Source organism: Pseudomonas sp. SDO55104_S430, assembly GCF_054070595.1.
Genome location: NZ_JBSVXG010000395.1, coordinates 1 through 2,929 on the forward strand (window position 1 = coordinate 1; position 2,929 = coordinate 2,929).

At 61.1% G+C, this 2,929-nt stretch carries 2 protein-coding genes; one reads left to right on the plus strand and one right to left on the minus strand.

What is annotated here, in order from left to right:
* Window positions 1-101 precede the first annotated feature (101 nt).
* A complete protein-coding gene (gene aceK, locus ACW9JE_RS29980) occupies window positions 102-1,820 on the minus strand; it encodes a bifunctional isocitrate dehydrogenase kinase/phosphatase (protein WP_457434817.1) in 1,719 nt (572 codons plus the stop codon).
* A 157-nt stretch (window positions 1,821-1,977) separates the two neighbouring features.
* On the opposite strand from aceK, the gene ACW9JE_RS29985 reads away from it, so the two are divergent.
* Window positions 1,978-2,865 carry a DMT family transporter gene (locus ACW9JE_RS29985; RefSeq protein ID WP_457434818.1) on the plus strand — a complete coding sequence of 296 codons (888 nt, stop codon included), beginning with the start codon at window positions 1,978-1,980 and terminating at the stop codon, window positions 2,863-2,865.
* Window positions 2,866-2,929: the final 64 nt, after the last annotated feature.

A 2,929-nucleotide genomic window follows, 5' to 3' on the forward strand; every position in this document is an offset into this window, starting at 1 on the left:
GGCTGCGAAGCGGCCCCAAAAGAAAGGGGCGGCTTCGCCACCCAACGGGGGCAAGCCCCCTCGCCACATGAGCCCCTCGCCACAGGAGTTCGGTTGGAGGCTTACTCGCTGTCGGGGCTCTTGCGCCGATACGGAAACACATCAATCACCTTCCCCGCCCGAATCGCCTCCTGCAATCCCTTCCAGTAATCGGCGTTGTACAACTCGCCATGCAAGCTGTCGAACAGCTTGCGCTGCCCCGAATCGGCGAACAGGAATGGAGGAAACTCTTCGGGGAATACATCCAGCGGCCCGATCGAATACCAGGGTTCGGACGCCATTTCGTCCTCGGGGGTACGCGGCGGCGGGATGTGGCGGAAGTTGGCTTCGGTGAGGAAACAGATCTCGTCGTAGTCGTAGAACACCACCCGGCCGTGACGGGTGACGCCGAAATTTTTCAGCAGCATGTCGCCAGGAAAGATGTTCGCCGCCGCCAGTTGCTTGATCGCCAGACCGTAATCATCCAGCGCCTCGCGAACCTGCGCTTCGTTGGCGTTTTCCAGGTAAAGGTTCAACGGGGTCATCCGCCGTTCGGTCCAGCAGTGGCGGATCAGCACCGTGTCGCCCTCCACCGAAACAGTGGACGGCGCGACTTCCAGCAATTCTTCCAGGCACGCCGGCTCGAACTTCTCCAACGGAAAACGGAAGTCGGCGAACTCCTGGGTATCGGCCATGCGCCCGACACGGTCGACGCTTTTCACCAGCCGGTACTTTTCGATCACCGTGGCGCGATCGACGTTTTTCGACGGCGAGAACCGGTCCTTGATGATTTTGAATACGGTGTTGAACCCCGGCAGGGTGAATACGCTCATCACCATGCCGCGCACGCCGGGGGCCATGATGAACTGGTCGTCAGTGTTGGCCAGGTGATTGATCAGTGCCCGGTAGAACTCCGACTTGCCGTGTTTGTAGAAGCCGATCGAGGTGTACAGCTCGGCGATGTGCTTGCCCGGCAGGATACGTTTGAGGAAACCGATGAACTCCGCCGGCACCGGTACATCCACCATGAAGTACGAACGAGTGAAGGAGAAGATGATCGACACGTCGGCTTCGTCGGTGATCAACGCATCGATCTGAATGCCGCGACCTTCCAGGTGCAGCAGCGGAATCGCCAGCGGCCACTGCTCGTCGGCGGTGTAGATGCGCCCCACCAGGTACGCGCCCTTGTTGCGGTACAGCACCGAGGAAAACAGCTCGACACTCAGCTCCGGGTCCTTACACACCCAATCCGGCAGGTTCTCGCGCAGCTGCGCCTCAAGACGACGCAAGTCGCCGGGCAGATCGGCGTATTCCTCGCTGAAGCGGTAATCGGCAAAGATGCTGGCGAGCATGCCCGACAGCTGGCCCTGGGGCTTGTAGGTGCGGGTTTGTGCGGCCCGGGCCCGACGCAGGCTCGGCCGGGTGGTGTGGATGAACATGCAGCCGTCGCTGATCAGGTCGTGGCTGAACAGGCCGCAGAAAATCGAGTTGTACCAAGTCTCCGAAAGCTCATCGTCGAAGCGCAGGTCGATCAGCTTGATGTAGGCGCTTTTGACCAGCGGCCAGCAACTGACGTCCAGGGTGTCGTCATCGAATGCGATGCGCAGCCGCTCGACCGTTTCACCGACCTTCTCTTCATACAGGTTGATCCGCGCTGCCGAGGCCGATTGCGTCTCCTGCCATTGCGCCTGCTCGAAGCGGGCCCGCGCACCGTCGGTGATGCGGCGAAAATGCTCGCGGTAATCGTCAAAGCCGTCGAGGATCAGACGGGCGATGTCGGCGGCTGGCCAATTCTGCGGCATGGTGAGACCTCTGCGGGAATTCGAAAGCCTTGAGCTTAGCCAGTGAAGCGGGTGCAGGAGAAGTGTAATTTTCGGCCCGAATTAAATGCCCGATTTGCGGTTGCCATCGATCAGGCGCTCGGCAACACTCTCGTCCCGATCAAGCCAGGAGCGCACCGTGAACCCCGTCGATCTTTTCCGATTACTGTCGCTGGCGGCCATCTGGGGTGCGAGTTTCCTGTTCATGCGCATCATTGCCCCGGAGATTGGCACGATCCCCACTGCGTTTTTCCGGGTGTCCATCGCCGCCGCCGGTTTGCTGGTGATTCTGGGGCTGATGCGGGTGCGCTGGGATTTCAAGGGCAAGCTAAAAACCGTGATGCTGCTGGGGGTGATCAACTCGGGCCTGCCTGCGACGCTTTACTCGGTGGCCGCCCAAGTGCTGCCTGCCGGTTACTCGGCGATCTTCAACGCCACGACGCCTTTGATGGGTGTGTTGATCGGTGGTTTGTTCTTCCATGAACGGCTCACTGTCGCCAGGCTCGGTGGAGTGTTTCTGGGGTTGCTGGGTGTCGGCGTCCTGACCCGCGCCGGTCCCGTTGCCTTTGACACTCAACTGCTGATGGGCGCCCTCTCCTGCCTGCTGGCCACCACCTGCTACGGCTTTGCCGGATTCCTCGCGCGGCGCTGGCTGGATCAGGCCGGCGGGCTCGACAGTAGGCTGTCGGCGCTGGGCAGCATGCTGGGGGCTACGTTGTTCCTGTTGCCGCTGTTCGGTTACAGCGCGATCAGCCATCCTCCGGCGAGCTGGGGCGGCTGGAATGTCTGGCTGTCGCTGCTGGGGTTGGGGCTGGTGTGCACGGCCTTTGCCTACATCATTTACTTCCGCCTGCTCACTGCGATCGGCCCGGTGAAGTCATCCACCGTGACCTTCGCGATCCCGCCGTTCGGGGTGTTGTGGGGGGCGATGTTTCTGGATGAGCCGCTGTCGATGGCGCATGTTTATGGCGGGGTGTTGATTGCGGTGGCGTTGTGGTTGGTGTTGAAGCCCACGGCGACCCGGTAATTTGCGGTGATGATGACGCCTTCGCGGGCAAGCCTCGCTCCTACAGGGTAGGTATGAACAACCA